Annotated in this window: 29 protein-coding genes; 15 read left to right on the top strand and 14 right to left on the bottom strand. The window is 62.6% G+C overall.

What is annotated here, in order from left to right; genetic code table 11:
* Positions 1-28: 28 nt before the first annotated feature.
* The 4 genes from HALLA_RS03735 to glmU all read left to right on the top strand — a co-directional run bounded on the left by HALLA_RS03735 (position 29) and on the right by glmU (position 3,349).
* The gene (locus HALLA_RS03735; protein ID WP_242406186.1) at positions 29-649 is read left to right on the top strand and encodes a DNA-binding protein; all 621 of its coding nucleotides are present in this window, start codon (positions 29-31) and stop codon (positions 647-649) included.
* Complete coding sequence (locus HALLA_RS03730; protein WP_049952132.1) at positions 642-1,142, top strand: hypothetical protein; 501 nt, start codon at positions 642-644, stop codon at positions 1,140-1,142. The genes HALLA_RS03735 and HALLA_RS03730 overlap by 8 nt, the downstream gene beginning before the upstream one ends.
* A 281-nt stretch (positions 1,143-1,423) precedes the next feature.
* Positions 1,424-2,062 (top strand): hypothetical protein, encoded by a 639-nt coding sequence (locus tag HALLA_RS03725; RefSeq protein WP_049952131.1) that lies wholly within the window; start codon positions 1,424-1,426, stop codon positions 2,060-2,062.
* Positions 2,063-2,167: 105 nt separating this feature from the next.
* Complete coding sequence (gene glmU / locus HALLA_RS03720) at positions 2,168-3,349, top strand: bifunctional sugar-1-phosphate nucleotidylyltransferase/acetyltransferase (protein WP_049952130.1); 1,182 nt, start codon at positions 2,168-2,170, stop codon at positions 3,347-3,349.
* Positions 3,350-3,403: 54 nt separating this feature from the next.
* Here the strand turns inward: glmU and HALLA_RS03715 are convergent, their stop codons facing one another.
* From HALLA_RS03715 to HALLA_RS03705, 3 genes are all read right to left on the bottom strand, one after another.
* Positions 3,404-4,195, bottom strand: a complete 792-nt coding sequence (locus tag HALLA_RS03715; protein ID WP_049952129.1) for a VOC family protein — start codon at positions 4,193-4,195, stop codon at positions 3,404-3,406.
* Between the two features lie 661 nt (positions 4,196-4,856).
* Positions 4,857-6,551 carry a Na+/H+ antiporter NhaC family protein gene (locus tag HALLA_RS03710; protein WP_049952128.1) on the bottom strand — a complete coding sequence of 565 codons (1,695 nt, stop codon included), beginning with the start codon at positions 6,549-6,551 and terminating at the stop codon, positions 4,857-4,859.
* Between the two features lie 121 nt (positions 6,552-6,672).
* Positions 6,673-7,782, bottom strand: coding sequence for an OBG GTPase family GTP-binding protein (locus tag HALLA_RS03705; RefSeq protein WP_049952127.1), 1,110 nt, complete (start codon positions 7,780-7,782; stop codon positions 6,673-6,675).
* Positions 7,783-8,026: 244 nt separating this feature from the next.
* Here HALLA_RS03705 and HALLA_RS03700 point away from each other — a divergent pair, with 244 nt between their 5' ends.
* A complete protein-coding gene (locus HALLA_RS03700) occupies positions 8,027-8,230 on the top strand; it encodes a VNG_1110C family protein (RefSeq protein ID WP_049952126.1) in 204 nt (67 codons plus the stop codon).
* A gap of 28 nt (positions 8,231-8,258) precedes the next feature.
* Here the strand turns inward: HALLA_RS03700 and HALLA_RS03695 are convergent, their stop codons facing one another.
* On the bottom strand, positions 8,259-9,587 hold the full coding sequence (locus HALLA_RS03695) for a tRNA(Ile)(2)-agmatinylcytidine synthase (RefSeq protein ID WP_049952125.1): 1,329 nt from the start codon (positions 9,585-9,587) through the stop codon (positions 8,259-8,261).
* 192 nt (positions 9,588-9,779) lie between these two features.
* Positions 9,780-10,115 (bottom strand): 2Fe-2S iron-sulfur cluster-binding protein, encoded by a 336-nt coding sequence (locus HALLA_RS03690; RefSeq protein WP_049952124.1) that lies wholly within the window; start codon positions 10,113-10,115, stop codon positions 9,780-9,782.
* Positions 10,116-10,277: 162 nt separating this feature from the next.
* Between HALLA_RS03690 and HALLA_RS03685 the strand changes: the two genes are divergently transcribed.
* On the top strand, positions 10,278-11,684 hold the full coding sequence (locus tag HALLA_RS03685) for a geranylgeranyl reductase family protein (protein ID WP_049952123.1): 1,407 nt from the start codon (positions 10,278-10,280) through the stop codon (positions 11,682-11,684).
* A 65-nt stretch (positions 11,685-11,749) separates the two neighbouring features.
* Here HALLA_RS03685 and HALLA_RS03680 read toward each other — a convergent pair whose 3' ends face one another.
* Positions 11,750-13,021, bottom strand: coding sequence for an amidohydrolase (locus HALLA_RS03680; RefSeq protein ID WP_049952122.1), 1,272 nt, complete (start codon positions 13,019-13,021; stop codon positions 11,750-11,752).
* Between the two features lie 289 nt (positions 13,022-13,310).
* Between HALLA_RS03680 and HALLA_RS03670 the strand changes: the two genes are divergently transcribed.
* Complete coding sequence (locus HALLA_RS03670) at positions 13,311-14,312, top strand: hypothetical protein (protein WP_049952120.1); 1,002 nt, start codon at positions 13,311-13,313, stop codon at positions 14,310-14,312.
* Between the two features lie 146 nt (positions 14,313-14,458).
* Here HALLA_RS03670 and HALLA_RS03665 read toward each other — a convergent pair whose 3' ends face one another.
* Positions 14,459-14,788: an uS10/mL48 family ribosomal protein gene (locus HALLA_RS03665; protein ID WP_049952119.1), complete on the bottom strand. Its 330-nt coding sequence runs from the start codon at positions 14,786-14,788 to the stop codon at positions 14,459-14,461.
* Between the two features lie 181 nt (positions 14,789-14,969).
* On the opposite strand from HALLA_RS03665, the gene HALLA_RS03660 reads away from it, so the two are divergent.
* From HALLA_RS03660 to HALLA_RS03650, 3 genes are all read left to right on the top strand, one after another.
* Positions 14,970-15,407, top strand: coding sequence for a bis(5'-nucleosyl)-tetraphosphatase (locus HALLA_RS03660; protein ID WP_049952118.1), 438 nt, complete (start codon positions 14,970-14,972; stop codon positions 15,405-15,407).
* Positions 15,408-15,521: 114 nt separating this feature from the next.
* Complete coding sequence (locus HALLA_RS03655) at positions 15,522-15,887, top strand: zinc ribbon domain-containing protein (RefSeq protein ID WP_049952117.1); 366 nt, start codon at positions 15,522-15,524, stop codon at positions 15,885-15,887.
* 85 nt (positions 15,888-15,972) lie between these two features.
* Positions 15,973-17,022: a DUF5787 family protein gene (locus HALLA_RS03650; protein WP_049952116.1), complete on the top strand. Its 1,050-nt coding sequence runs from the start codon at positions 15,973-15,975 to the stop codon at positions 17,020-17,022.
* A gap of 54 nt (positions 17,023-17,076) precedes the next feature.
* On the opposite strand, the gene HALLA_RS03645 is transcribed toward HALLA_RS03650, so the two are convergent.
* The gene (locus HALLA_RS03645; RefSeq protein ID WP_049952115.1) at positions 17,077-17,586 is read right to left on the bottom strand and encodes a DUF5797 family protein; all 510 of its coding nucleotides are present in this window, start codon (positions 17,584-17,586) and stop codon (positions 17,077-17,079) included.
* Between the two features lie 99 nt (positions 17,587-17,685).
* Positions 17,686-18,993: an MFS transporter gene (locus HALLA_RS03640; RefSeq protein WP_049952114.1), complete on the bottom strand. Its 1,308-nt coding sequence runs from the start codon at positions 18,991-18,993 to the stop codon at positions 17,686-17,688.
* Between the two features lie 188 nt (positions 18,994-19,181).
* Between HALLA_RS03640 and HALLA_RS03635 the strand changes: the two genes are divergently transcribed.
* On the top strand, positions 19,182-19,490 hold the full coding sequence (locus tag HALLA_RS03635) for a transcription factor S (protein WP_049952113.1): 309 nt from the start codon (positions 19,182-19,184) through the stop codon (positions 19,488-19,490).
* Positions 19,491-19,884: 394 nt separating this feature from the next.
* Here HALLA_RS03635 and HALLA_RS03630 read toward each other — a convergent pair whose 3' ends face one another.
* The 3 genes from HALLA_RS03630 to HALLA_RS03620 all read right to left on the bottom strand — a co-directional run bounded on the left by HALLA_RS03630 (position 19,885) and on the right by HALLA_RS03620 (position 21,620).
* The gene (locus HALLA_RS03630) at positions 19,885-20,619 is read right to left on the bottom strand and encodes a methyltransferase domain-containing protein (protein ID WP_049952112.1); all 735 of its coding nucleotides are present in this window, start codon (positions 20,617-20,619) and stop codon (positions 19,885-19,887) included.
* 1 nt (position 20,620) lies between these two features.
* Entirely contained in the window at positions 20,621-21,007 is a 387-nt protein-coding gene (locus HALLA_RS03625; RefSeq protein ID WP_049952111.1) for a nascent polypeptide-associated complex protein, read from the bottom strand.
* 118 nt (positions 21,008-21,125) lie between these two features.
* A complete protein-coding gene (locus HALLA_RS03620; protein ID WP_049952110.1) occupies positions 21,126-21,620 on the bottom strand; it encodes a PUA domain-containing protein in 495 nt (164 codons plus the stop codon).
* 156 nt (positions 21,621-21,776) lie between these two features.
* Here HALLA_RS03620 and HALLA_RS03615 point away from each other — a divergent pair, with 156 nt between their 5' ends.
* Positions 21,777-21,962 (top strand): hypothetical protein, encoded by a 186-nt coding sequence (locus HALLA_RS03615; RefSeq protein WP_049952109.1) that lies wholly within the window; start codon positions 21,777-21,779, stop codon positions 21,960-21,962.
* A gap of 207 nt (positions 21,963-22,169) precedes the next feature.
* On the opposite strand, the gene HALLA_RS03610 is transcribed toward HALLA_RS03615, so the two are convergent.
* The gene (locus HALLA_RS03610) at positions 22,170-22,667 is read right to left on the bottom strand and encodes a LabA-like NYN domain-containing protein (RefSeq protein WP_049952108.1); all 498 of its coding nucleotides are present in this window, start codon (positions 22,665-22,667) and stop codon (positions 22,170-22,172) included.
* 84 nt (positions 22,668-22,751) lie between these two features.
* Complete coding sequence (locus HALLA_RS03605) at positions 22,752-23,576, bottom strand: M48 family metallopeptidase (RefSeq protein ID WP_049952107.1); 825 nt, start codon at positions 23,574-23,576, stop codon at positions 22,752-22,754.
* A 330-nt stretch (positions 23,577-23,906) separates the two neighbouring features.
* On the opposite strand from HALLA_RS03605, the gene dapA reads away from it, so the two are divergent.
* The 3 genes from dapA (at position 23,907) to HALLA_RS03590 (ending at position 26,515) form a co-directional block, all read left to right on the top strand.
* Positions 23,907-24,836 (top strand): 4-hydroxy-tetrahydrodipicolinate synthase, encoded by a 930-nt coding sequence (dapA, locus tag HALLA_RS03600; RefSeq protein WP_049952106.1) that lies wholly within the window; start codon positions 23,907-23,909, stop codon positions 24,834-24,836.
* Positions 24,833-25,600, top strand: a complete 768-nt coding sequence (gene dapB, locus HALLA_RS03595; RefSeq protein WP_049952105.1) for a 4-hydroxy-tetrahydrodipicolinate reductase — start codon at positions 24,833-24,835, stop codon at positions 25,598-25,600. Before dapA ends, dapB begins: the two co-directional genes overlap by 4 nt.
* 78 nt (positions 25,601-25,678) lie before the next feature.
* Entirely contained in the window at positions 25,679-26,515 is an 837-nt protein-coding gene (locus HALLA_RS03590; protein WP_049952104.1) for a 2,3,4,5-tetrahydropyridine-2,6-dicarboxylate N-succinyltransferase, read from the top strand.
* Positions 26,516-26,532: the final 17 nt, after the last annotated feature.

Here is a 26,532-nt window from a genome sequence, read left to right as displayed (position 1 = left end):
AGTACCGACCCCGTAATCTCGAGGACGAATGGACCGGCGACGGAGACTCGCGCTCGGAATCGCTCTCTCGCTCGTGGTACTCGGCCTCTGTGTTCACTACGGGGCGACGTACGACGACGCCTGGCCGCACCCGACCGGTGACCAGCTCGCCGAGAGCCAAGACAAGTACGTCGGCGAGCGCGTGCTCCTCTTCGGCGATGTCCAGTCAGTGCACGAGGACAGCATCACGATCCACGTCACGGACGATCACGGTGACGTCGCCGCTGCACTCGAGGTTCGAAACGTCGACACTGACGACATAGAGCCGGGCGGCTTCGTGCAGGTCTACGGCGTCTTCGAGTCCGAGGAGACGGATGCCCATGACGGAACGATGCGCGCCGACGAGATCGTCGTCGTCAACTCGAGCCCAAACGCAGCCACGTACAAACACGTCGTCTCGGCGCTCGGTGGGCTGTTCGCCGCTGGATTCTTCCTCCGGCATTGGCGGATCGATCTCCGACGGCTTCGATTCGAGCCCAGAGCCGGATCAGGATCTTACGGGACCGACACGCACCCGGCTAGCGGAGCGGTGACTGACGACACCGCGGCGGGAAACGAGAAGCCGAACGAGCCTCGAGACAACGATTCGGAGGTGAACGGACGTGGCTGATTTGCTCACACACGTACTGGTCGCCTACGCGCTGGGAACGGTCGCGAGCTGGCGACTCGAGTGGCTCTCCAAACGCTGGATCGCAGTGGCGATGGTGGGCGCAGTGCTCCCCGATCTGAACCGAATCGGGCTGTTCGTCGCCGATCCGGCCGTCGAAGGCATCCTCGGCGCGCCGTTCGCTATCGACGCGCTCCAGACGCTCGGCGGAATCATCGTTCTCGCCGGACTCGGTGCGCTCGCGTTCGATCGCAGATGGATGCGGGCGTACGGGCTGCTCCTGGCCGGCGGCCTCTCGCATCTGCTCCTCGACGCGGTCAAACGCTACGCCGACGGCCACGCGGGCACGTGGCTCTTTCCCGTGACGTGGTATCGCCATCCGACGCCGAACCTCTACGTCTCCTCGGATCCGGCGGTCCTGCTCGTCGCCGCTTCGGTCGCGTTCGCCGTCTGGGCGGTCGATCGACGGTGGGCCGACGACCACGAACCGGCCTGACGAGCCATTGTTCGCCCAAGATGTTGGGAGACTCTCGCGGCACACGACACCATTTCGGTCGCGTTCGGCGTCGTCGCTCGTCGGATCGGAGGTCACGACGCGTTGTCAGTCCAGTCGAATCGGGAGAGGGGAAACTCTTTGTGAGCGTGTCTGGTTTGATCCGATATGAACGCGGGGGGTGGCAGGTCGGTGGTCGACAGCCGACGAAACGGAGGTGACAGGCGAGCCGCGACGAACGACACGTCCACCCGCCGAATCGCGCCCGAGTGTATCACCCATCCATGACGAACGAAGCGCTCGAGAACTCGCGCGTCGTGCAGTTTCTTCGGCGGTGTCGAGCCGCGGGACGCATCCTCCTCGAACCGTTTCGCCGTACCGGCAACTGGCTTGCCCGCTACACGAAAGAATCTGCCATCTATCGGTGGCTGACGGCGGAACCTGAGCCGGACGTTATCGTGATCGATCTTCGCGAGACCTACACCGTCGGCCCGATCATCCGCGCGGTCGACCGGGTGCTGGACACGCTCGAGCGCAGCTACGAGAACTCGAGGACGGAAGCAGCCGTCGCGAGCGTGGGTGAAACGGTGCACGCTCGACCACTTCGGCTAGCGGGCATCGCCGGGCTTGGATTCGTGATCGTCTCGATGGTCGCCGCGGTAGTTTCCGGGTCGCTCTCGGTCGGAGTGGTAGCGGTGCAATTGCTCGTCGCCACACTGGCAGCTCTTGGACTGCGGTCGACGCACACGCTCGAGGAGGTTCTCGAGACACGTGTCGCAAGCGCGTTGGCCGCCGCGTTCGAGCCGCCAGAACCGCCGGCGACCGCGAACGAACGAGCCGATGCTCGCTCGACGAACGACGACGCCCGCTCGTCGACCGCCGACGAATCTGACCAGTCACTCGAGGACGCGAACGACTCCTGACCGAATCGGCAACGACCGCCTCGCCTCACAGCGAGTGACTTCGTCGGTGCAGGCTGTGAGGATCGAACCACACCATTAACTCGCGGCCGATAGTAGCACGTTCCGATGAAAGCTGTGGTTCTCGCCGCCGGAGAGGGAACGAGAATGCGCCCGCTCACTGCGACGGTCCCCAAACCGATGCTTCCCGTCGCCGATCGACCGCTGGTTGCACACACCGTCGACGCCGCTATCGACGCCGGGGTCGACGAATTCGTGCTCGTCGTCGGCTACGAGTCCGAGGCGGTCGTCGAGTACTTCGGCGATAGTCGTCGCGGAGTTCCAATCAACTACGCGACCCAAACCGAGCGCGCGGGCACGGCACACGCCGTCTCGACCGCTCGAGAGTTCCTCGACGGCCCGTTCGCCGTTCTCAACGGGGACAACCTTTACGACGCGGCGGCGATCGACCGACTCCTCGACTCTGGTCCGGCGATCGGGGCGATCGAAGTAGCGAATCCGTCGAACTACGGCGTCCTCGAGACCGCAGGCGGGAGCGTCGAGAGCATCGTCGAAAAGCCCGCAAAGCCGCCGACGAACCTCGCGAACGCCGGCGCGTACGTCTTCCCCGCGGAAGCCGCGGGGTGGCTCGAGGTTCCCGAGAGCGAACGTGGCGAACACGAGATCACGGACGTGCTCGCAAAGACCGTCGACGAGCACGACGTGACGCCCGTCGTCATGGATCGCTGGATGGACGTCGGCCGTCCGTGGGAGCTGCTCGAGGCCAACGAGTGGAGACTCGGCGAGCAGGAACGACGGCTCGAGGGCGAGGTGAGCGACGACGCGAAGATTACCGGCGACGTCGTCGTCGAGGAGGGCGCAACAGTCGAATCGGGTGTCGTGATCGAGGGGCCGGCGACGATTCGCTCCGGGGCGTCCGTCGGACCCAACGCCTACGTTCGCGGCGCGACGCTGATCGACGAGGGGGCGTCCGTCGGCCACGCCGTCGAGGTCAAAAACAGCGTCCTCATGGCGGGAGCGACGGTCGGACACCTCTCGTACGTCGGCGACAGCGTCCTCGGACGAAACGTCAACTTCGGGGCCGGCACGACCGTCGCGAACCTCCGCCACGACGACGAGTCAGTCGAGTTCACGGTCAAAGGGAAACGCGTCTCGACGGGTCGCCGAAAGTTCGGGGTCGTCCTCGCCGACGGCGTCAAGACCGGGATCAACACCAGCCTCTATCCCGGCGTCAAACTGTCGCCAAATACGACGACGAACCCCGGAGAAGTCGTCGAACGGGATCGGTAGGGATTCGGCCGATACCGGACACCGATGAAAGCGGAAAAGCGACTTTGAGCAGTTCTAGAAGGGGAACAGCGAATCGGCGTTCGGATCGCGCTCGAGCAGTTCGATCTCGTGGCCGTCCTGATCTTTGGTGAACGCGTACATGTTGTCGTTGCTCTCCGGATCGCGGTAGTCGGCCGCCTCTCGAGTCTGTAATTGCTCCCAGTCCCCGGCGAGGTCGTCGACTTCGACACAGAGGTGTCCCCAGGCGTCGCCCAGTTCGTAGCTTCGGCCGTCGTAGTTGTAGGTGAGTTCGACCGTCATCGCCTCCTCGGCGGCGCCTTCCGGTTTCATGAAGTAGTTCGCGAAGGTATCGGACTCCCAGCGGCCGGCGTGTTCGTACTCGAACTTCCGGGTCCAGAAACCGATCGCCTCGTCGGCGTCCTCGACGCGAATCATGGTGTGATCGAGCGACCACTTCGCGCCGTAGTCGCGCTTGACGATCTCGATTTCGTGGCCGTCGGGGTCCTTGACGAACGCGTATCGGCCGCCGCAGGATTCAGGATCGCGGTAGTCCTCGACGCCCTCGTCCATGAGTTGCTGGTAGGACGACTCGAGTTCGTCCTCGGGAACGCGAACCGCAATGTGGCCCCACGCGTCGCCGACTTCGAGGTCGTCTTCGTCCTCGTTGTGAGTCAACTCGAGCATCGCTCCCTCCTCGTGCATCTCTTCGGGTCCAAGGTAGACGATGGTGAAGCCGTCGCCCTCGTGGCGGTCTTTCTCCTCGTAGTCTAAGTGGGTCTGGTACCACTCGAGGGAGTCGTCTAAGTCCGCGACTCGCAGCATCACGTGATCGAGCGTTCCGTCCATGTGCGGGGTTACGGTCGGTAATTCTAAAAGCGTGGCGAAGCCGGTAGTCCTGCGGTCTGCAGGACGTCTCGTTCGAAGGGTCCTGGTGAATCGCTGGGTAGCGATTCACCAGAGCCCCGCCTAACCACCTAATTAAATTGATGGTTCTCGCTCAAAGCCTTCTACTGATTGCCAGCACTAATGTCATTTCGAAAAGAAGGTTTTGATAACCATGGTCCTCAATGATGTGTCCAGGTTGGCAGTTGGGCTGCAGACGACGTTAATAGGAATTGTACTCATACAAATCGTTACCCTCGAAAACGGTTTTTTCTCCTTGTTCCTCGTCGGGATAGCGTGTGTCCTAATCGGTACGGGCCTAACCTTTGGAAGCATACTACAGTCATAATTCCTTCGTGAACAGTAGTTCTAATTCAGCGGAAATATTTCAATATACTAGAATTACTCGTCACGTTGTATCTTTCTGGTGATATCCGAAGAAGAATCCGATTTGAGCGGCCGTGGTGAATCGCCACCTTCCCTGTGGAGCGGGAAATTTTGGACAGAAAGCAGCCGCAGTTTCCAGTTTCAACTCCCTAGTTGTGACGGATCAGGTCGGCGCTATCTGGCGATTCACCAGAGGCGTTCGAAGCGAATCTCGAGCAGGGAAGCGATCGAATCCGACTTACTCCGTCGAATCGGTCGTGGGTTCTCGAGCGGAGACGGATTCCGGATCTTCCTGTGGGACGTTCGAAACGACGGGCTCGACGCCGCGTCGCCGAGCGTCTAGTTCCGAGAGCGCGTAGACGAGACCGACGAGCAGGACGAATCCGAGCGGAAGGAAGATAAGCGGTGGCACCTCGAGGAAGCCGTACAGCAGGTAACAGACGATGACAACGGCCATCACGGTCCCAGCGTAGTAAAACTGCGTTCGAACGTGGTCGATCAGATCGGCGCCGGTGAACGTCGAGGAGAGCACCGACGTATCGGAGATCGGCGAGGTGTGATCGCCGAAGATCGCGCCAGAGAAGACGGCACCGACGACGACGGGCATGGGTTCGAACGTCCCCGTCATCTCGAAGGCGACGGTGATCGCAATGGGGGTCACGATCGTCATGGTCGCCCACGACGATCCCATGGTGAACGCGACGAACGCGGAGACGAACAGGATGACGAGCGGGAGAAGTGCCGCGGGGATAGATGCCCCGACGACGCCGGCGACGAAATCGCCGGTCCCCAGCGCGTCCGTGGTCGAACTGATCCCCCACGCGAGAACGAGGATCGTCACTGCGGTCAACATGAGTCGGAAACCGTCGAGAACCGTCTCCACGCCGTCGCTAAGATCGAAGAGATCGTAGGCGATGCCGATCGCGATCGCGGTGGTGACCATCGCGAACGAACCCCAGATCAGCGAACTGGTGAAATTCCCCGCACCGACGATATCGACGAGCACCTGCACCGTTCCGCTCTCGTCGGCCGCCGCGCCGAACGCCGTCGGAGCGCCTGCCTCCTCCTGGGCGGAGAGCCACGACTGGTGTCCGGTCCAGACCGCGCCGGACAACGTGACTGCGAGGAGGACGACGACCGGTCCGAAGAACGTCCGAAGCATCGGTTTGTCCTCGATCGGCTCGCCGAGGTCCTTCTCGACTTCCTGCAAGGGCTGTGCGTCGTCGCGGTTTACCTTTCCGGAAGACCACGCGCGGTGTTCCGCGGTCAGCATCTCGCCGTAGTCCCGCCCCGTGTAGACGATGACCCCGACCATCACGATGGCGAGCAGCGCGTAGGTGTTGAACGGGATCGAACCGATGAACGTCTCGAACGCGGTCGGCGTCTCCGAGACGCCATCGAGACCGTCGTACGCGTCGGCGATCAACGAGAGCTGGAACGCGACCCAGCTCGAGAGCCCGATCGTCGCCACGGGCGCGGACGTCGAGTCGACGATGTAAGAGAGCTTCTCGCGGGAGATTCGGAGCTGATCCGAGAGCTCGCGCATGGTACTGCCGACGATCGCCGTGTTCGCGTAATCGTCGAAAAACAACAACAGACCCAGTAACCACGTCGTCAATCCCACGTTTCGCCGGGTCTGGAGGTTCGCCGTCGCCCACTGTCGAACGGCGGTCGCGCCGCCGAGTCGCCAGATGAGCGCGACCCCCGAACCGAGCAGGAGCGTAAAGAGCAGGATCTCGACGTAGAACCCGTCGTCGGCGATTATTCCGCTTACGATCCAATCGAACGTCTGTGCGATTCCCAGACTCTCGGTGTAGATGATCGCCCCGGACCAGATACCCAGGAACAACGAGAGCATCGGCCGCCGCGTCACGATCGCGAGGACGATAGCGAGCAGCGGCGGCAGTATCGAGAGCGCACCGAACTCAGGCATGCTCGGAAAACGGATTAGTCGCAGAAATAATTCCCGGATCAGAACGATCGCCGAGAACGGCGTCCCGACGGCTCGCTCGTGACATTCCGATCCGCAGCTTCCTGTCCGTCGAAACGAAATTCTATCGCCGCAGAATGAGTTTGAGCACGTCTTCGTCCTCGAGTACGTGCTGGTCGCCGACCTGCTGTTGGTCGTGGGTCGCGCTCGGTCCCGACACGCGGGCGAACCGGAACCGCTCTTTCATTTCGCCGCCGAGTTTGTCGACGGCCTCCTCGATGGTCGACCCGCGCTCTAACATGAGCGGTTCCTCGTAGTCGACGCCCCGACCCGGCTTGTCCATGTAGACCCGGATGAGATCCAAGTTCTCCCAGAGGCGGTCTTTGAGCGCCTCGAGTCCTTTCTCCTCTTCGGCGCTGATGAACGTGACCTCCTCGGGATCGAGTCCGCGCTCTCGGAGTTGTTCGTCGACGGTCTCCTTGTAGTCGGGTTCGATCAAGTCGACTTTGTTCACGCAGGTGATCGAGGGAATGTACTCGCGGTTTTCCATCAGACCGTCGATCAGCCGATCGATGTCGACCTTCTCGCCGATGTTCACGTCGGCGTTGACGTAGCCGTGTTCGCGGAGGACATCCGAAATCGTCTCCTCGTCTAAGTCCTGATCCGCGCTCGAGGTGATCTTGATGCCGTCTTTGATCTTCGGACGGACGGTGACCCGCGGCGGCGTCTTATCGACTCGAATGTTGATATCGTAGAGTTCCTCCTGCAGTCGGTCGTACTGCTCGATTTCGAACACCGAGAGGACAAAGAGGATGAGATCGGCGTTTCGGACGACCGAGAGAACCTGCTTGCCGTCGCCCTTGCCGGTCGCCGCGCCCTGGATCAGCCCGGGAACGTCGAGCAGTTGCATGTTCGCACCGCGATGTTTGCACATGCCGGGGTTTACGTCGAGCGTCGTGAACTCGTAGGAGCCGGTCTCGCTGTCGGCGTTCGTCAGCGAGTTCAACAGCGAGGACTTGCCGACGCTCGGAAATCCGACCAGCGCGACGGTCGCGTCGCCGGTCTTCTCGACGTCGTAGCCGGTCCCGCCGCCGGCCGAAGACTGATTCTGGAGCTTCTCTTTTTTCTCCGCGAGCTTCGATTTCAGCCGGCCGATGTGGGCCTCCGTCGACTTGTTGTAGGGCGTGCTGGCGATCTCTTCTTCGATTGCGTCGATCTCCTCCTCGAGCCCCATATACCTACACGCAACCGTTCGTCTCGAAAAACCCTTTCCATGCGGCCCGATCGAACCGGGTTCGTTCTCGCCGCCTCGAGGGCGGTCCGTCGATATCAGCAGGGTTTATCTGCCGGCTACGTGGACTAACACGAAAGCGATATCCTGCGTTTAGCCCCGCTTCGGCCGCAGAATCAACTCATTACCAATACAAACTAGATTCCGACACACATAAAACGAGGGACTGGCACAATCGGTGTGTACGATGTCAGAACCGTCGCAACTGCGTGATAGCACCCAGATCGTTCTTCAGCGGGAGGTGCTCCGGGAACTCGAGACGCAGTTAGACGACGAGTTCACCGTCACGATTTTCGACGAGAGCGAGGAGTACTGTCGGATCATCGGAAGCCCGCTCGAGATCAAGGCGGCGAGTGACTTTCTCGTTCGCCGCGGCGTCACCATCGCGTGAGCAACGGGTCGCGCCCGGGCGGACGTCGTTATCGTTCCGGGTGGACCGGCGCGTCGAACCCGCCGCGAACGAGCGGTTTCGCGATGTGTCGGCGCGCACAGGGGGGAACTTCATACCAGCCGACCTCGAGGTCGCGCTCGATCGGAACTTCGGATTTTCCCGCCGCAGTCGTCCCGCAGTCCCGGCATCGATACCCCTGATCGCGGCCGGCGCTTTCCATCGTCCGACCGCACTCGAGACAGGTCGGCGTGACGAGTTCGGTTTCGACGAGGTCGCGAACCGCCAGCTTCTCGAGTTTGAGCGTTCCTCGAGAGACTTCACCGCAGACGGTGAGCCGATCGCCGACGCGGAGTTCGCGGACGCGATCGCGGAACCGCTTGGTCGGTTCGAACGCCGCACACTCGAGTCGGGGGGCGCCGTCGGTGGCGCGTTCGCTCGCGCCGTCGCCGCCGGTACCGTCGCGGTACTCGTTGACCGCGAGCGCTCCGAGCGCGAAGAAGACGTGGCCGCCGCGGCGCGTTTCGGGGACGGACACGACCCGTCCGTCGAGTCGATAGGCCCAGCCGTCGTGAACGTCCGAAATCGTCCCTTCTCGAAGGTGTGCGTCGGTTCCCTGATTCGTGCGGAACAGTTGGCTCGAGGCGACCGGTTCGGCGTCGATAGCTGCTGCAACGCGTTCGACCGCCTCCGGGTCGTCGCCTCGGATTCCGTGGAGAATCGGGCCCGGCGTGTGCGGAACGCAGACCGTTTCGCCTTCGATGCGGTCGACGGTGTCCCAGACGTCGGGGTATTCCTCCTCGGCGGCGGCGAAGACGCTTTCGTGGTCGACCACGCGCGGTGTCCCCCACCGATCTGACTCGCGATAGCTGATGTACTCGTCGGTCCACTCCTCGAGCGCTCGCCAGCTGCCGATCGCCGCCAGCGCGCCGATTCGCCCGCGGCCGTTGCCCGCGTGCCACGACCGGTACCCACACTCGTCGATCAGGGACTCGGCCTCGCCGATCTCGAGGTGATCGCGAATCGCGTCTCGGGCGAACGAGCTGACCGACTGGGGGATCGACGCCGGATCGTGGTCGGCGACGACTAGGCCCGGATTCGTCCGATCGTCCGCCGTTTCCGAAAGCGACTCGAGTCCGTCTCGAGCGATCTCAACGGCTCGGTCTGGATCGCAGTCTGTGTGAACGGCCAGTGCGGCGTTCCCGCGAGTCTTGTACTCGACTGCCGGATTGAGCCGGACGAGCAACAGTCGCGAAACGGTGCTCTCCGCACGCAGGCGGTTCGCGACCCTCGTCGCCACGAACGTGGTACACATCCCGCGCTCTCGAGAGTCGGTGTCGTCGAGCCCGACGATGGTCATTGGCCGTCGTTAGGAGGCGAATGGGTAACGCCTTTCGGAGCGGTTCCGTTCGCTCGTCGATGACTCGGAAAGGGCCGCCACGTCGTCCGTCTGCCACGGCACTGGACACCGGAAGGACGATATCGAAAGTGTAGACGGAAGTTTCACGAGAACCAGCAAAAGAGGGATGTGCAGGCTGTCGCAGCCGTTCGATCAGTCGTCGGCGGTCGCGGCCCCGTTCGCACCTTCGGAGTCGATTTCGGCCTCGATGCTCGGCGGGTACTTCCCGCGGTCGAGTTTGAGGTCGGAGTTCGGGCGAGCCATACAAGTGAGCGCGTACTCCTCGGCTTCCGCTTCCGTGAGCCCGCGGGCCGCGGGCTGGGTGACCTCCCCTTCGACGATTTCCGCAGAACAGGCCAGGCACATCCCGACGCGGCAGGAGTACTCCTGGGCGATCCCCTCCTCGAGACAGCGGCTGAGAATCGTCTCCTTGTCCGAGCAGGTGATCGTCTCGCCGGTACCGACGAACTCGACGGTGTACTCTGTCATACTGACTGATACGAAAGACCACGCTAAAACTCTTTATTTAGGATTTGTCGTGTCGTTAGCGACACAAAAGGGTCCGGCGACCCGTTCGATCCACATTCTGACCCGCTCGAACCAACGAATGACACGAAAAACGTTTTCTTACCCGGGTAATCACTCCTAGGTATGAGTACGCAGGAACAGTCGGCTGCTACCGCGACGACCGAGACGCGCTCGCCCGACGTGGTCGTCGTCGGCGCAGGAACCGCAGGGTGTTACGCGGCCGCGACGGTCGCACAGGAGGGCTACGAGGTCGTCGTCCTCGAGCGGAAAACCGAGGCGGAGGCGGGCCACATCGCGTGTGGAGACGCGTTGAAGGGGGCGGACGCGTTCCCGGAAGCGATCCCGAAATCGAAGCTCGAGCCGGCGTTTACGAACACCGGCGTCGATCACGGCCGCTTCGAAATCCCGCAGGAAGACACCGTCCTCGAGATTCCGGTACCGGGCGAACTGGCGGTCATCGATCGCTGGGAGTACGGCCGGCGGATCATCGATGGGGCACAGGACGCCGGCGTCGACTTCCACTACGATACGGTCGTTCAGGACGTTTTGCAGAACGGCGACGGGCGAGTGACCGGCGTCGAGGCGATGAGCAAAGGCGATCCGCGCACCTACGAGGCAGACATCGTCATCGACGGCGCGGGGTCGCTCTCGATCCTGCAGGATCACGTCGACTTCTCGGAGTCGACGTACGATACGAACGTCAACTACTCGCAGTTCTGTTCTGCCTACCGGGAGATCGTCCACGTCGAAGAGCCCGTCGAGTGGGACGACGCGCTCGTGTTCAAACCGACCGAACGGGCGGCGGGCTACCTCTGGTACTTCCCGCGCACGGACACGGAGATCAACGCCGGACTCGGCTTCCAGATGACCGAGGAGCCGATGGAACTCGTCGACGACTTGAAGCGCGACCTCGAGAACAGAGCGGAGTTCGAGGGTGCCGAAGTCGAGGACAAACTCGGGGCCGCCCTCCCGACCCGCCGGCCGTACGATTCGGCGGTCCACCCCGGGTTCATGTCCGTCGGCGACGCCGCGGGCCACGTCAATCCGACCACCGGCGGCGGAATCGCCGGCGCGGCCTACGCCGGCAGCTACGCCGCCGAGCAGGCGGTCGAAGCCCTCGAGACCGGCGACTATAGCGAGGAGACCTTCTGGCGGTACAACGAACGCGTCATGGACCACTTCGGCGCGCGATACGCCGCCCTCGACGTGTACAACATCCTCTCGACCGCGGTCGACATCGACGACCTGATGGGGCTACTCGCGGCAATGCCCGGCGACAAACTCGCGGAGGCACTTTACTCCGGCAGCGCGAATATCGGCCTCAAACTCAAACTCGAGTCGCTGATAAAGAGCCGCGGCCACTGGGGAACGATCTGGAACCTCTATCGGACCAAACAGCGGGCCGACGAACTGCTGGCACACTACGAGGACTACCCCTCGAGTCCCGACGGGTTCGACGCATGGCAGGCCGAGCGCGACGAACTGATGGAACGAGTGTACGAAACGACCGGCGCGGATCCGAAGTACTAGAACCCGGCTTTTGTTCGGTCGTTCGGAAGGGCAAGCTCTTCGGAAGGATAGGATTCGAGTGTCAATTACGGCCGATCGCGTCCGACTCGCTCGATCGCACCGGTCAACACGTCGATACCGTGACCGATGCTCTCCTCGTCGACGTCGAAGGTAGCCGTGTGGTGGCCGCCGGGATGGTCGGTACCGACGCCGACATAGCAGGCCAGCCCGCCGTTTCGTTGGACTTCCCGCATCAGGAAGGTCGCGTCTTCGCTGCCGCCGAGCTCGTCGCGCTCGAGAACCGAGTCGATACCCTCGACGCTGCCCGCGGCGTCGGCGACGATCGAAACGAGTTCGTCGTCGCTGTGGGCGCTCGGCGCTTCGGCACCCGTCTCAACCTCGAGTTCGCAGTCGTGCATCTCGGCCGCGGAGCGGAGGACGTTTCGAGCCTTTTCGTCCATGTACCGCATCAGTTCGGTGGTCTCGCCTCTGACTTCTGCGACCAGTCTGGCCTCCTCCGGGATCACGTTCGCGGCGCTACCGCCTTCGATGACGCCCGCGTTGATCCGCGTCGCGCCGCCGGCGTGGCGCGGAATGCCGTAGAGGTTCTGGACGGCCGTCGCGAGCGCCTGGTTCGCGTTTCGACCCTGTTCTGGATGGCCGCCCGCGTGCGCGGATTCGCCGGTAAAGGTCGCCTCGAGGTGGACGACGGCGAGGAACCCCTCGACGCCGGCCACCACCTCGCTGGTCGGATGGTCGAGACCGATGTGCATCGCGAGCAGATAATCGACGTCGGCGATGTGCTCGCTCTTTGCCATCGACTTGCCGCCGCCGACGACCTCCTCTGCGGGCTGGAAGAAGACCTTGAGCGTGCCCGAGAAGTCGCTCTCTCGAATCGCCTCGAGCACGCCGATTCCGATCGTCGCGTGCGCGTCGTGGCCGCAGGCGTGCATCGCCCCCTCGTGTTCGGAGCGAAACCCTTCGGCGGCGGGAACGTGTTCCGTATCGTCGGACTCGCGCCGCGGAAGCGCGTCGATGTCGACGCGAAGTCCCACGGTCGGTCCCGGTCCCTGCTCGAGCACGGCGACGGCTCCCGTGTAGCCGCCCTCGAGGGACTCGAGGATCGACTCGTCGACGTCGTAAGCCGACGCCTGCTCGTACCACGCCGATAGTTCGTCCTCGTCGGGAAGGCCCATTCGATGGTCGCCGGCGAGCGCGTCTGGGCCGACGTGAAGGGCCGTCAGGTCGAGTTCCGAGAGGGTTTCGACGAGACGGGCGGTGGTGTAGAACTCACACCACGCCGGTTCGGGTTTTCGGTGCAGGTCACGACGAAGGGACACGTGCGATCCGCTGGTCATAGCTACACCTACTCGGCAGTCCCCAAAACTGTGCCGCCGCCCCGAACGGGGCGAGACAGGTGCCGACGACAATCGGCACGTCCCACTGGCGACACACGTCCTACTTCCGACACACGGACCGAACGCACCCGACACACGAATCGAAGACGACCGCAAAACCGGACCTCCGCGGCGAGAAAACGACGGAAAACGCGACACACAGCCGTATCGAGGGCTCGAAGCGGCGAAATACGATCGCATTTCCGGACCCCAAAATTAAACAATATCTGAGTACGATGATACGGGTGAAATGAAGATTGATGTCGTCGAGACGCTCCATCAGCCGGAATACACCGGCGACAATCGATGCGAGCCGTGTACGATTTTGAACCTGGTTATCGCCGCGTTACTGAGTTCTCTTATCGCACGTAAATCGAAACTCGGCGGAGTACTCGCGCTTGGCTGTTCGATCGGATTGATCTATCTTCGCGGCTATCTGATTCCGGGCACGCCAACGCTGACGAAACGGTACCTCCCGCCAGCGATCCTTCGGTGGTTCGGAAAGGACCCGGAGCCGGTCGTCGCGTCCGGACTCGCTTCGTCCGACGCATCCACTACAATCGAGGAATCAGCGAGCGAAACCGAAGCCGATGAACTGACCGAATCGACGTCCGCCGCTGGCTCGAGCACCGACACCGGGGCGACGCCGACGCAGACTGACGCCGAGACCAACGGTCACGGTTCCGAATCAGACGAGGAGTCGGCTGACGACGCCGCTGGCGGCCCCGAAGCCAGCATGGACCTCGAGACGTACTTTCTAGACGAAGATATCCTCGAGCCGTGTGCGGATTCGACCGATCTCTGTCTGACCGAGGCGTTCGAAACGGCGTGGTTCGCGGAAATCGAACCGATCGCGGAGGACGAAATCGACCCGGCAGACGCCGCCGAAGCGTTCGGGTTCGAAGAAGACCCCGACGAGTTCGAACTCCTTACGCGCGACGACGTACACACGCTCAGAGCCAACTCGAGTCGTACCGGCCAGTGGCCCTCACGGCCGGCACTCGTCGCGGATATCGCCGCGAGTCGCGCCTTCGAGTCCTGGGTTGACGACTGGGACGCGTTCGGTCCCGCCCAGAAGGGCCAGCTTCTGAACAGCCTTCGAATGTTCCTCGAGACGTGTCCGACGACGGGCGGCGACATCCAGATGGGCGAGGAGGTCGTCGAGTCGTGCTGTAGCTCCCACAAGGTGTTCGCGGTTACCTGCGAGGATACCGACGAACGACTCTTTGAACACCGAATTAGCGACACATAACCGGCTGTTGCGGTCGCATCGCGTACGGTCCCGAATACGAAACAGCGACGAAAAAGCACGGAGCATCGAAACTGCTCCGAGCGATCGCACGTGAGTGAATTTTCCCCGGCCGAATCGGAATTGACTCGAACGAGTGGCAATCCGTTCTACGTTCCCATGTCGTGAATCTGTTCGACTTCTGCCTCGATGTGGATCGAATCCGGGAAGTTCTGGGAGGCGATATTCCGCGCGAGGTTATCGTGGCCGTGGATCTCGAGTTCGCGCGTGAATACCGTATACTCCCACGAGGAAAAGCGACGTTCGTCGTCGGCGTGGAGTCGGCAGTGCTGGGGGACCGTGAGCCGTTCTGGCGGATGCGAGTGAGGCCCCTTCAGCGCCGCCCCTTTGCGTTCGGCGGTTTCTTTGATATCCTCGACGAGACCGTCGAGGGCGGCTCTATCACCACTCTGGAGCGTGAGACGGGTTACGAAGGTCATGGCTGGTGTTGTAGACACATCCTCGGTGCCAGCCTAAAAGGTTGCTGAGATTGGCCGGGACCGTCGCCGTCGGCGGTCGAACTAATACCACCGTGTGAGACGATGAGAACGGACAGCACCGTGATGTACGACGAGAAGACAGTCCGATATTCACTTAACGCCGCACCTGTTATCCTCTGTAATGGCAGTCGAAGCTACGAGCGCAGGCGCGATCCTCTTCCGCGACACGCGGGGCCGGCGCGAGTATCTTCTACTCAAGAGCCGCCCAGGCGACTGGGAGTTTCCCAAGGGCGGTGTCGAAGGAGACGAAGAACTTCAGCAGACGGCTATCCGCGAAGTAAAGGAAGAGGCAGGTATAGAACAGTTTAGACTACTCGACGGCTTTCGCGAGGACTACAGTTACGTCTTCGAGGCGAACGGGACGACGATCCACAAGACCGTTCATCTCTTCATCGCGAAATCGTTCGAAGCGAGCGCGGAACTCTCGAGCGAGCATCGAGACCTGCAGTGGCGCGACTACGAGCAGGCGGTCAACACCGTCACGCAGGACGGGCCGCGAGAGATCTTCGAACAGGCCCACGACTACCTCGACGTACTCGAAGCCGAAGACGAGATTTAATCCGTTCTCGCACCCGTTGTAAGCGGTACGAAGAGCTACTGTTTCGAGGAACGTCGAGTTCGTTCGTGACGAGTTGTCGAAATATTCATTTAGACACGGTAACCAGTTCGGGTAATGCCATTCGACGAGCGAGACGAACCCGCCGCGACGGCTGGCCCCGACGAGCAGTACTGCTCGAGTTGCGGCGAGATCATAAAGCGAGAAGCCGAAATCTGCCCGCATTGTGGTGTGAGACAACAGCAGCCACAGCAGAAGAACCCAGGACTCGCGGCCGTCCTCTCGGTGTTTTTCACCGGTGTCGGACAGATCTACAACGGGCAGGTCGGAAAAGGATTAGCGCTTATGCTGATCCAGTTCGTCAACCTTCTACTAGTCTTTGCACTCATCGGTATCTTCACTGGCTTCATCGTTTGGGTCTACGCCATCTACGACGCCTACTCGGTCGCCGAGAAGATCAACCGGGGAGAGATCGAGCCGTAATCCCCTTTGAACCCTACTCGAGCACGAGATCGGTCCTTCAGCGAGACCACAGCACATTTCGATACCCCGTTCGTACGACAGGCTAGTGAGTCTCCACGGCGGTTCCGAATTCGGGTTCGAACTCGCCTGTTGTCGCTGGGCCGAACGCCAGTGGCCGCTCGAGGAGACCGATCGGTCGGTCGTCGTCGCCCGCCAACTCGGTACGAAGCGGCGGCGGTGGGATACCATCGTCCTCGAGTGTGACCCCGAGGGACTCAGACGGCGGGCGCTTTTCGGCCCGGAACGGCTGAACGGCGACCTGCTGCACGTCGTCCGAAACGCACCTGCGGAGTGGGAATACTACCGGGATGGACTTCCCCACCCCGGCTACCCCTGGCGGTACGTCCGCGAGTCGATCCACGAGGCCGACAATCGGGGAATCCTCGAGACCCGCCGCGACGGCAATCGCATCGAGATCCGGCAGAAGTGGCCCTACCCGGACTGGCTCGAGCGCGTCGTCGCGATCGAGAACAAACCGGATCTCGACGCCAGCGCCGCCCGGATGCTCGGTCCCCAACTCGAGTACGACGTGGCGATGGCGCTCGCGGACGAGGTCTGGGTCGCGACCCGCCGAACGGGCGAACGCGTCGAGCCCGCGCTTTTCGAGGACCTGCCGGTCGAAGCGGGAATCCTCGCGCTCGATCCCGACGAACTCGAGGCCGAAGTCGCGTGGCATCCGCTGACGCTCTCGGTCGAGAATCGGGGGACGCGGATCCTCGAGCGACCGAGCGGAAGCGGGCGAGACGCGTCGGCGGCCCGCTTCGAGTACGTCGATCCCGACGAGAAGGCGAGTCGACGCCTCGCCATCGCAGAACGCGCCTACGAGCGCGGCTGGCGCTCGTTCGCCGAAACGATGCGCCCCGATTGCAAGGCCTTCGAACTGCGCTCGCAGAACCAGTTGCTGCCCTACTGTCGAGCCAAAAACTGTCTGCCGACCGCCGCGGAGTGTTCTGGCTCGTGTCCTGCTTTCGAACCGGAACCGCCCGCCTGGCGAACCCGCGGGTGGCCGATCGAAGGTGGCCCCGGGAAACGCCTCAAACACCTGCTCGAGAAACGGCGACGACGACACAGACCGGGATTACGCGCGGAGGAATAGCGTACTCGGGCTGTAACGATCGAATCGTCGCTCGAGACCAGCAGGCAACGCAGCTCAGTTCGAGTCCGAAATAGCGACCTCTAAGTCGTCGCGGTCGACGGCGAGGCGAAACGTCGGCACCGTCCGGTACTCGACCTCGACGACGTCCTTCCGGCGAAGACTCTGGAGGGCGGATCGAACATCCTCGCTCTCCGGATCGACGTCGTAGGCGTCTCGAAGCTTGTGGAGGACCGAAACCACGCTTTCCGATTCCTCGTCCGGCCCGGCGAGTACCTCGACGATCTGTGCGTGTAACTCCGGCACGCGAATCGCCGAGGGGCCGCCCTCGTCGTCGGGGTCGTTGACCACACCGGGTTCGACGTCGACCAGCTCCGCAGCTTCCTCGGTCGCGCGGATCAGGCTGTTGTCGTCGCGAAAGTAGTACTCACCCAGTTCGTTCTCGAGGATCTGGTGAACTTCGCTTCCGCTTTCGACCCCCCACCGTTCCTGTAGTTCTGCATTCTTCGTCGGCTGTAGCTCCACCACGTCGGCCAATCGATCTCGCGCCTCCTCCGAGAGCGTCATCGTCGAATCGTATGTGTATCCAGTACTTTTGCGTTGCGCCCTGACGATCGGCCTAGGCCTCGAAGCGGACCGGCGGGGGCAATACCCGCACCCGACGGATTACCCGCCGATACCGGGAACGCTGGCCGCCGTCTCGAGAGTCTCCTCTACCTGCGTGAACACCAATAGCGCGCCCAGTGCGGCGATCACCGCGCCGAAAACGAACGGCCATCGGAATCCGTATCCGATCAGGAGCCCCGAGGCGAGCGGCCCGACCGCGATGCCGAAGCCAAAGGCCATCGTCAGCACCGATAATTTCGAGCCCGACTCGCCGGCACCGGCGAGGTCACCGGCGAGCGCCAGCGAAGGGGCGAACACCATCGCACCCGCGACGCCCTGCAGTAATCGCGCGAGAAACATCATCTCGGAGGAGCCGATGAACCCCTGCACGAGGGTCGTCGGGATGAGAAACACCATCCCGAAGACGATGAACGGTCGCCGGCCGTACCGGTCGCAGGCGCGACCGACCGGCGTCTGGAGGAGCACTTGCGCGACGATGAACGCGGCGAACTGAAGCCCGAACCACGTCGAACCCTGCTCTAAGTGGTCGTTGATCTGGGGTTGAATCGTCGCGAAGAGCCCGATCGTGGTCGCCAGAAAGAGCGTCGCCACCCCGAGCGTGAAGATGGGATCGAAGAATTTCGCCCCAGATGCGTCCCGGATATCGATCGAGAGATCCGCCCCCGCGTTCTCCCGGGTCGATTCCGGATCGGTGATCAGGATCGTCACGAGAACGTAGCTGATCGTCGCAGTGATCGACGCGACGAAAAACGCCGCGTCGAAGCCGTTGATCGAGAGACCGCCGAGTGGAAAGTCGCCAAGCGCCGGGATGGTATACGGACCGGCGTTAACCACCGCACCTGCGGCGACCGGTCCGGCACCGAATCCGACCAACCGAAAGGTGTTGTAGACGCCCATATTCCCGCCGCGGTCCGTCGTCGTCGCGAGTTCGTTTACGAGCGCGATCGACGCCGGTATGATGAACGCGACGCTCAGTCCCTGCAAGCCGCGGATGAGGACCAACGACCGGTAGGTGTCGGCGACGACGTACGCGAGATTGGTGGTCGCCAGCCCGGCCAGTCCGATCAGAATAAACGTCTTCCGTCTTCCCGTTCGGTCGGACAGCCGTCCCGTAAACGGCTGGAAACTACTGTTGAGAAAGCCAAACAGCGAGAGGATCCCACCGATTATGACCGACTCTGAAAGTCCAAACGTCGCCCCGGTTACCACGTCGCTGGTCACGTACAGCGGAATAACGACGATCAGAAAGGAGTTGCCGATGCCGTCGGCCATTCGAGCGAACGCGAGCGTCAGTACCCGTCTGTCGACGGCAAACGCTGCACGGAGTCGACGAAGGGATCGCTCCATCTCTCGTGGTGTCCGTAAGCCGGCCCAATGACGATTTCGAATCGAAATGAGTCTCGAGCGAAGTAGCGTCGCGGTTGTGCCACCCCGGAATAGCGGGACGAACAGTAGTCAACTGCCAGGAATAACTGCAAGTTATGTCATCGATCGCTTTCTACATGCTTAAGCGAGACGAGTGACAAGGGCGGTTCATGGAGTTCTGCGACGAATGCGGTTCGATGATGAAAGCCGAGGACGGAACGTGGGTCTGTGGCAGCTGTGACTTTACCAAGCCGAAAGGCGACGCCGCAGCGTACACCGTAACCGAAGACCAGGAAGCGAGCGAGGTAATCGAATCCTCCGGCGAAACGTCGCTGCCCGAGACCGATGCGCTCTGTCCCGAATGCGGCCACGACCGGGCGTACTGGTACATGAAACAGATCCGCTCTGCGGACGAATCTGAGACACGATTTTTCATCTGCTCGGAGTGTGAACACAAGTGGCGCGAGGACGATAACTGAACCTCGAGTCGAATAACCGATCCTCGAGTCGAGCGTTCTCGCGACCGGCTACCGGTCCCGATTAGACGAGCCGCGAGTCCCGACTCGAGCGATGAACGCGTCGCGTGGCTCTGATGGGGCGGGACGCCAGGTAGGGCGGTCTAGTGATCGGTGTGCTGGCCCGCTCGTTGCGGGCGTCTTGAGACAGGGGTACCAGTATCATACGACCGCTTCCTACGCTGTGAGGGAACGAAGCCAGCGCACTCGGCAGTCGGGTGCAGGGTTGACAGTCAGTGAGAGGCTACGCGGAAGTTCCTGAGATAGTCCACGGCAGTTGATTGCTGATACTCGCCAGTCGACAAGACAGCTCCGAGAGCCGATAAAACCGCATATCGCTATCGACCATCACTGCCGGCTAATCGTTACGAGCGATCGTAAGATAGCCGGTGTGTCCGACCGGTGCCGTCGACGGCCGGGATCCGCGCTCGTCGAAATCCATCTCCCGCTGGATCGTATCTCGAGTCCGAACGTTCGAGAGCCCCGCCTCGCGAGCGGCCTCGACGACGTCTCGAGTCGATTCGACGAACGGGCTGTAGACCGCCAGAAATCCGCCCTCGACGAGGAGGTCGGGTGCGGACGCCACGATCTCGGGCGCATCCCCGGTATCGAGCGTGAGAACGTCGAACGCCTCCTCGCACAGCGACTCGAGGTCGGCGGTCACGTCGCCCGCGCGAACGTCGACCTGCTCCTCGATGCCGCCGAGAACCATATTCTCGCGCGCGACGTCGGCGAATTCGGGATCCTGTTCGTAGGTCACGACGGAAGCGCCGGCCCGGGCGACGAGTGCGGCGAGCACGCCGGTGCCGGTCCCGGCGTCGAGCACCCGATCGCCGACCGAAATCCCGGTTTCGCCGATTATCAGTCCGATATCTCGCGGGACCATCGGCGCGCCGGTCCGTTCGAAGTGGTGAAACAGATCCGGACCGCGGAGCCGTCGAACGCGAAACTCCGTGCCGAGATGCGTCTCCAGCGTCGTTCCGGCATCGATGTCCTCCGGAACGTCGAGCACGCCGAGGTCGGTTCCGAACTCTTCGCCGGGTTCGACGAGATATTCGCGATCCTCGTGAACGAGCAAGACGGGGACGGTCACGTCACTCGAGTTCCGCGACCGTCGCCGCGAGATCGCCGTCGTTGTCCTCGAGCGCCTGTCGGGCCTCCTCCTCGCTCGCGCCGGTTCGTGTCACGACGAGGTCGACGTCGTCTTCGTCGACGCCGCCTGCCGAATCGTCGTCGCTTTCGCCAGCTTCGAGTTCGCCCGCCGAGCCCGAGTCGCGTTCCTCCGGCGTTCCGATGACCTGGTAGGTCTCCTGACCTCGAGCGTCCATTTTCGTCACTTCCGGGTCGGTAAAGACTAGGTCGTGGTCTGCCGTACGGATGATGACCTCTTCGGCGTCGATATCGTCGACGTCGATCCCCATCTGCTTCATCATCTGTTCCATCTTGCGCGGATTGAGTCCGCCGCCTCCTCCTCCAAACATACTCGAACCGTCGACACCCGCGACCTTTTACCCTGCGGTCTCGACCGTCCGTTTTCGGGTTCCGCTCGTCCAGACGCCAACCGATATGCGGACAGCAAAAACCAGTTCCGTACCCGCCTCAGTGCGACTCGCCGGCCGGGACGCCGGATCGAACCTGTACGGCCATTCCTGTCGCGAAATCACGAATCGCCTCGGCGTCGAGTTCCGCGCGGCCGACGGCGATCACGTCTCCCCGCTCGTGAACGACGACGACCTCGTCGCCCGGCCTGATCGCCTCGTCGGCCTCGAGAACGAACTTTGCAAACACGTTTTTCCCGTCGCGGACGAACGGTTCGCTTTCGTCGTCGACGATGACGCGGTAGGCCGGCGACTCGAGCACCGAGGCCAGCCGTCGCCCACCCTCGACGCCGAGGGTGAACCGCCCGTCGGTTCCGAACGAGACGATCCGATCGGTTTCGGAGAGCACCTGCTGGGGCCGACCGGAAGCGGTCCGTTTGATCGTCAGCGACGCGTCCGTCGGGAACAGCGCCTCGCCAGCGCCCGCCCCGAACTGATAGTCGGCGACCGTCCGGAGGTTCGCGATTCCGGTTCGGCCGTCTGCTCGTTCGCTCATTGGTTCCTGTCGTGGCCCGGCGCTCGAAAGGCTGTCGAACGCAGTCGTACTACGACCAGACGCTATCCAGAACTTCGAGAGGGGTTTCGCGCCGAAAGTCTGGCGCGCGGGCAGATAGTGAGTGTTATAAAAGATCATACCCGAGTACGGGTATCGATGAACGTCACACAGATCGGCCTCGGCCTCGCGCTGTTGGGCGTCAGCAGTCTCACGCTCGCCGGGCCGGCGCTTCTGGACTCGAGTGCGGTCGGATACGCGGTCCCGGTCGTCGCGGCCGCCCTAGCTGCCGGTGCGCTCGTACTCGGCGTCGTTCGAGCCGATGCCGACGCACGCGCTTACTGACTCGCTCGAGGTGGTTCCGCTCGAGGAGGGCATCTCGAGATCGGTTCGGGATGCCCATCTCGAGGGGTTTTGAACCGACTCGAGAGGTGTTTTCGGTTGTTTCGTTCCACTATAGCGGTTGAACCGCCGTTTCTTCGTTCTCCTGTTCGCGTCAGAAGCAGTCTCGAGCCCAGCTATCGAAACGACCGATCCGTCTCTCGACGGTCGTCACAGTAGGAACGTTTCGTGGCGTTCCCCGAGGTCGAGGAACGTATCTGCGGCATCGATGAGGTCTTCGGACGTCGACGATTCGAACGCCATCACTTCCACGCGGACGCCTTCGTGACGGAGGTGCGAACAGAGTCGGGAGAAGTCGCCGTCGCCGGTACAGAGAACCAGCGTGTCGATGTGATTCGCGAGCGTCACCGCGTCGAGGCTCATCCCGACATCCCAGTCGGCCTTTTTGGTGCCGTCGGAAAAGCGCTTGATGTCTTTGATCTTGGTCTCGAAGCCGATGTCGACGAGCGCGTCGAAGAAGGAACCTTCCTCGGGCGAATCCGCACGGATGACGTACGCGATGGCGCGGGTGAGCTGTCGGTCCTGGACCGCCTTCTCGAGCAGCGACGAGTAGTCGATGTTACGGCTGTGCATGCTCTGAGCCGTATGATAGAGATTCTGGGCGTCGACGAGGACGGCGACGCGCTGACCCGGATGAATATCTGTCATACTCGCGTATGTGTTGGGCACACGTAAAAAAATCGCGTCGTGGCGGCCCGAAAACGCGCCGGTTCGTCTTATCCGTTCCGAGGGTTAATATCGGAGTTTCTCGATGCGCTTTTCGGTCGGCGGGTGCGTCGAGAAGATCTTTTCCATGATGCTTCGATCGGAGTTGAGGATACAGAGCGCGCTCATGCTATCGTCTAACTTCGACTCCTGTCCCTGTGCACCCTGAGAGATCTTCTCGAGTGCCCGCGCGAGCGGATCGCCGCTACCGATCACCTGTCGCGCATCGTCGTCGGCGACGTACTCGCGGTACCGCGAGATCGCCATCACGAAGATCATCACGAGCATGTTCGCGAGCGACGACGCAACCATGGCGAGGATCCAAGTCCCGATATTTCGCTCGCCACCCATCAGCACCGCGAAGTAGGCGACGTAGCCGACGAGCATCCCGATGGACTGGCCCACGACCATCGTGATCACGTCGCGGTTCTTGATGTGGGCGAGTTCGTGGGCGATGACGCCCTCGAGCTCGTCGCGCTCGAGCAGGTGCATGAGTTCAGTCGAGATGCAAACGACGCCGGCACCCTTTCGGCCGACGGCGAACGCGTTCGGGACGCCCATATCCATGACCATCAGTTTGGGCTTGTCAATCCCCATATCGCGCGACAGCGATTCGGTCATCTGGTGGACCTGCTGATACTGGCCGTCTTCGGGCATCTCCTCTGCACCCCTGAGCGCCATCCACTTCCCGAGTTTGTACTGAATCGCCGGAACAACGATGATTCCGACGAGTAAGACGGGGACCAACGGCAGTCTCAGCATTTCCGACAGCACTGTTCCTGCACCGAGATACAGTGCGAACAGGATGGTACCCACGACCGCCATCCGCACTTTTAGTCCGAAGTCTGTCATGCCCTGCTATAGGTAAGCCAAAGGTATAAGATACGCGAAAAATGATGATAGCAGTTGGCATACGATTCGAGAGAGAAGAGAATCCACAACGGATAAGTTCGTCCGCTGTGATAGCTTGGATATGCGTCGCACCGCTCACGACTCGGTACGTCTGCTCGTGAGCGGCGCGAAACCTCGTTTTCCGAAAAAACGGGCCTGAAAGGGCTCGAGGCGGCGTGACGTCCCGTCTCGGGTGCGCCCCAGATCACACCGGCCAGTCGCGACGCCGGTTCATGCAGAATCATTACATCCAAGTAGCCGACTACCGACCAACACACCAATAAAACACCTATGACGGACGATATCGACTTCACGGGCGTCTTTCCGGCAATGTGTACGCCCTTCGACGAGGACGAACGAATCGACTTCAAAACCTTACAGACCGACGCACAGCGACTCGAGCGCGCGGGCGTCGACGGGCTGGTTCCCGTCGGCTCGACGGGCGAATCCGCGACGCTGACCCACGAGGAACATGTTCAGGTCGTCGACGCGGTCATCGACGCCGTCTCCGACGTGCCGGTCATCGCGGGCACCGGATCGAACAACACCCGCGAAGCGCTCGAGCTCTCCGAACGCGCCGCCGACGCCGGCGCTGACGGCCTGCTTCTCATTTCGCCGTACTACAACAAGCCCGAGCAGCGCGGCCTGGTCGAACACTATCGGACGATCGCCGACGCCGTCGACGTACCCCAGATCGTCTACAACGTCCCCTCGCGAACGGGCCGATCCATCGAGCCTGACACGGCCGTCTCCCTCGCGACCCACGAGAACATCGCCGGATACAAGGCCGCAAGCGGCGACCTCGGCCTGATCGGTGAAATCGCCGAACGGACGACCGACGAGGACTTCGCCGTGCTTTCGGGCGACGATGCGCTCACGCTGCCGATGCTCTCCGTCGGGGCGACGGGGGCGATCAGCGTCGCGGCGAACATCGAACCCGAGCGAACCTGCGCGATGGTCGGCGCGGCGCTGGACGGCGACTTCACACGCGCTCGCACGCTTCACCACGAACTCGGGCCGCTGTTTCGCGAACTGTTCGTCGAGACTAACCCGATCCCGGTCAAGGAGGCCATGCAGATCCGCGGCTACGGCCCGGCCCGCATGCGTCCGCCGCTCTCCCGACTGGCCGCCGAGTACCGCGACGACCTTGAGGCGGTCCTCGCCGATCTCGAGGAAAATTCCGCGGCGGTCGCCGACGCGGGAGCGGAGGGTGATCGATGACGGTTCGGGTCGGCGTCACCGGAGCCACGGGCCGGATGGGCGAGGAAGTGATCGCCGCGGTTGCCGACCGGGATGACGTCGAGGTCGTCTTCGCGGTCAACCGCGATCCGGACGGCGAAAACGTACGAGGCGTCGACCTCGAGTCCGCCGATGCGTTCGAGGACCTCGTTGTCGAGCGCGAACCGGCGGCCGTGATCGACTTTACCGGCCCCGAGTCCGCGCTCGAGTACGCGCGGGCCTGTGCCGACGCGGGCGTTCCATTTGTGACGGGGACGACCGGCTTCGACGACGACCAGCGGGAAGCGCTCGAGGCCGCCGGCGAGGCGATTCCACTTTTGCGCGCGCCGAACTTCGCCCGCGGCGTGCAAGCACTCGTGAATATCGTCGGCGACGCCGTGCAGGATCTGGCGGGCTACGACGTCGAACTCGTCGAGACCCACCACAACGGGAAGCGCGACGCCCCGAGCGGGACTGCGAACCGACTGCTCTCCGAGATCGAAGCGAACGGGGACTTTTCGGGACGTAAACACGGCCGCGAGGGATTCGACCCCCGCGAGGACGACGAGATCGGCGTCCACGTTCTCCGGGCGGGCAACGTGACCGGCGAGCACGAGATCCTCATCGCGAACAACCACGAGGAAGTTCGGCTGACCCATCGGGCCGAGGACCGCGGCGTCTTCGCCGCCGGCGCGGTCGACGCGGCGGTGTGGCTCGCCGAGCGCGACCCCGGCAGCTACGACTTCGCGGACGTGCTGGCTCACTGAGGGGCCTCGCGTGCTGACCCGCTGAGCCGGCGCGAATGGATGGTATTTTAGCCCTGCACGCGCCATCCCCGGACAGCTATGAGTGCGCTCGAGACCGAGATCGACGAACTGTGGGAGCGAAAGCAAAGCGGCGACGTCGACGCGCAGTCGGCCGGCGAGGACGAACACGCGACCCTCGAGGCGTTCCTCTCCGCGCTCGAAGACGGGGAGATCCGCGCCGCCGAAAAGCGAAACGGCGAGTGGGAGGCGAACGAGTGGGTCAAACAGGGAATTCTGCTGAACTTCGGCCTTCGCGAGAACGCGGCCTTCGAGTACGGCGGCGTCGAGCACTACGACGTCCTCCCGCTGCGCGAAACCGAGGACCTGGGCGAGCGCGGCACCCGCAACACGCCCGACGGGACGACCATCCGTCGGGGCGCGTATCTCGGCGAAGACTGCATCATGATGAGCCCGAGTTTCGTCAACATCGGAGCCCACGTCGGCGACGGCGCGCTCGTCGACTCCTGTGACACCGTCGGCTCGTGCGCCCAGATCGGCGAGAACGTCAAACTCGGCGCGAACACCCTCATCGGCGGCGTACTCGAGCCCGTCGAGAGCGCGCCGGTCATCGTCGAGGACGGCGTCTCGCTGGGTGCCGGCTGTCGCGTCACGAGCGGGTTCGTCGTCGGCGAAGACAGCGTCGTCGGCGAGAACACGCTCTTGACGCCTCGTATTCCCGTCTACGATCTCGTCGAGGAGGAGGTACTGTACGGCGAACTGCCCGCCGAGCGACGCGCGTTCACGCGGTTCGTCGAGTCCTCGGTCAGCGACCACGACCTCTTCGAGGGCGGCGCGTACAAGCCAGCCGTCGTCGCGACGGGTCTCGAGACCGAGACGCTCGAGGCGACCGAGCGCGAGGACGCGCTGCGGGAGTAACGAGAGCAGCGGTGCAT

The sequence above is a fragment of the Halostagnicola larsenii XH-48 genome (assembly GCF_000517625.1).
Taxonomy (GTDB): domain Archaea; phylum Halobacteriota; class Halobacteria; order Halobacteriales; family Natrialbaceae; genus Halostagnicola; species Halostagnicola larsenii.
Note: the sequence above shows the minus strand (reverse complement) of the source record. Positions and strands in the feature narration are given on the sequence as shown.

Coding starts and splice junctions, on each gene's coding strand:
- HALLA_RS03640 (WP_049952114.1), bottom strand. CDS start 18,993: ATGGAGCGATCCCTTCGTCGACTCCGTGCAGCGTTTGCCGTCGACAGA.
- HALLA_RS03710 (WP_049952128.1), bottom strand. CDS start 6,551: ATGCCTGAGTTCGGTGCGCTCTCGATACTGCCGCCGCTGCTCGCTATC.
- HALLA_RS03700 (WP_049952126.1), top strand. CDS start 8,027: ATGTCAGAACCGTCGCAACTGCGTGATAGCACCCAGATCGTTCTTCAG.
- dapB (WP_049952105.1), top strand. CDS start 24,833: ATGACGGTTCGGGTCGGCGTCACCGGAGCCACGGGCCGGATGGGCGAG.
- HALLA_RS03590 (WP_049952104.1), top strand. CDS start 25,679: ATGAGTGCGCTCGAGACCGAGATCGACGAACTGTGGGAGCGAAAGCAA.
- HALLA_RS03660 (WP_049952118.1), top strand. CDS start 14,970: ATGGCAGTCGAAGCTACGAGCGCAGGCGCGATCCTCTTCCGCGACACG.
- HALLA_RS03725 (WP_049952131.1), top strand. CDS start 1,424: ATGACGAACGAAGCGCTCGAGAACTCGCGCGTCGTGCAGTTTCTTCGG.
- HALLA_RS03695 (WP_049952125.1), bottom strand. CDS start 9,587: ATGACCATCGTCGGGCTCGACGACACCGACTCTCGAGAGCGCGGGATG.
- HALLA_RS03615 (WP_049952109.1), top strand. CDS start 21,777: ATGAACGTCACACAGATCGGCCTCGGCCTCGCGCTGTTGGGCGTCAGC.
- HALLA_RS03645 (WP_049952115.1), bottom strand. CDS start 17,586: ATGACGCTCTCGGAGGAGGCGCGAGATCGATTGGCCGACGTGGTGGAG.
- HALLA_RS03690 (WP_049952124.1), bottom strand. CDS start 10,115: ATGACAGAGTACACCGTCGAGTTCGTCGGTACCGGCGAGACGATCACC.
- HALLA_RS03610 (WP_049952108.1), bottom strand. CDS start 22,667: ATGACAGATATTCATCCGGGTCAGCGCGTCGCCGTCCTCGTCGACGCC.
- HALLA_RS03625 (WP_049952111.1), bottom strand. CDS start 21,007: ATGTTTGGAGGAGGAGGCGGCGGACTCAATCCGCGCAAGATGGAACAG.
- HALLA_RS03680 (WP_049952122.1), bottom strand. CDS start 13,021: ATGACCAGCGGATCGCACGTGTCCCTTCGTCGTGACCTGCACCGAAAA.
- HALLA_RS03655 (WP_049952117.1), top strand. CDS start 15,522: ATGCCATTCGACGAGCGAGACGAACCCGCCGCGACGGCTGGCCCCGAC.
- HALLA_RS03670 (WP_049952120.1), top strand. CDS start 13,311: ATGAAGATTGATGTCGTCGAGACGCTCCATCAGCCGGAATACACCGGC.
- HALLA_RS03715 (WP_049952129.1), bottom strand. CDS start 4,195: ATGGACGGAACGCTCGATCACGTGATGCTGCGAGTCGCGGACTTAGAC.
- HALLA_RS03620 (WP_049952110.1), bottom strand. CDS start 21,620: ATGAGCGAACGAGCAGACGGCCGAACCGGAATCGCGAACCTCCGGACG.
- dapA (WP_049952106.1), top strand. CDS start 23,907: ATGACGGACGATATCGACTTCACGGGCGTCTTTCCGGCAATGTGTACG.
- HALLA_RS03635 (WP_049952113.1), top strand. CDS start 19,182: ATGGAGTTCTGCGACGAATGCGGTTCGATGATGAAAGCCGAGGACGGA.
- glmU (WP_049952130.1), top strand. CDS start 2,168: ATGAAAGCTGTGGTTCTCGCCGCCGGAGAGGGAACGAGAATGCGCCCG.
- HALLA_RS03735 (WP_242406186.1), top strand. CDS start 29: ATGGACCGGCGACGGAGACTCGCGCTCGGAATCGCTCTCTCGCTCGTG.
- HALLA_RS03605 (WP_049952107.1), bottom strand. CDS start 23,576: ATGACAGACTTCGGACTAAAAGTGCGGATGGCGGTCGTGGGTACCATC.
- HALLA_RS03685 (WP_049952123.1), top strand. CDS start 10,278: ATGAGTACGCAGGAACAGTCGGCTGCTACCGCGACGACCGAGACGCGC.
- HALLA_RS03665 (WP_049952119.1), bottom strand. CDS start 14,788: ATGACCTTCGTAACCCGTCTCACGCTCCAGAGTGGTGATAGAGCCGCC.
- HALLA_RS03705 (WP_049952127.1), bottom strand. CDS start 7,782: ATGGGGCTCGAGGAGGAGATCGACGCAATCGAAGAAGAGATCGCCAGC.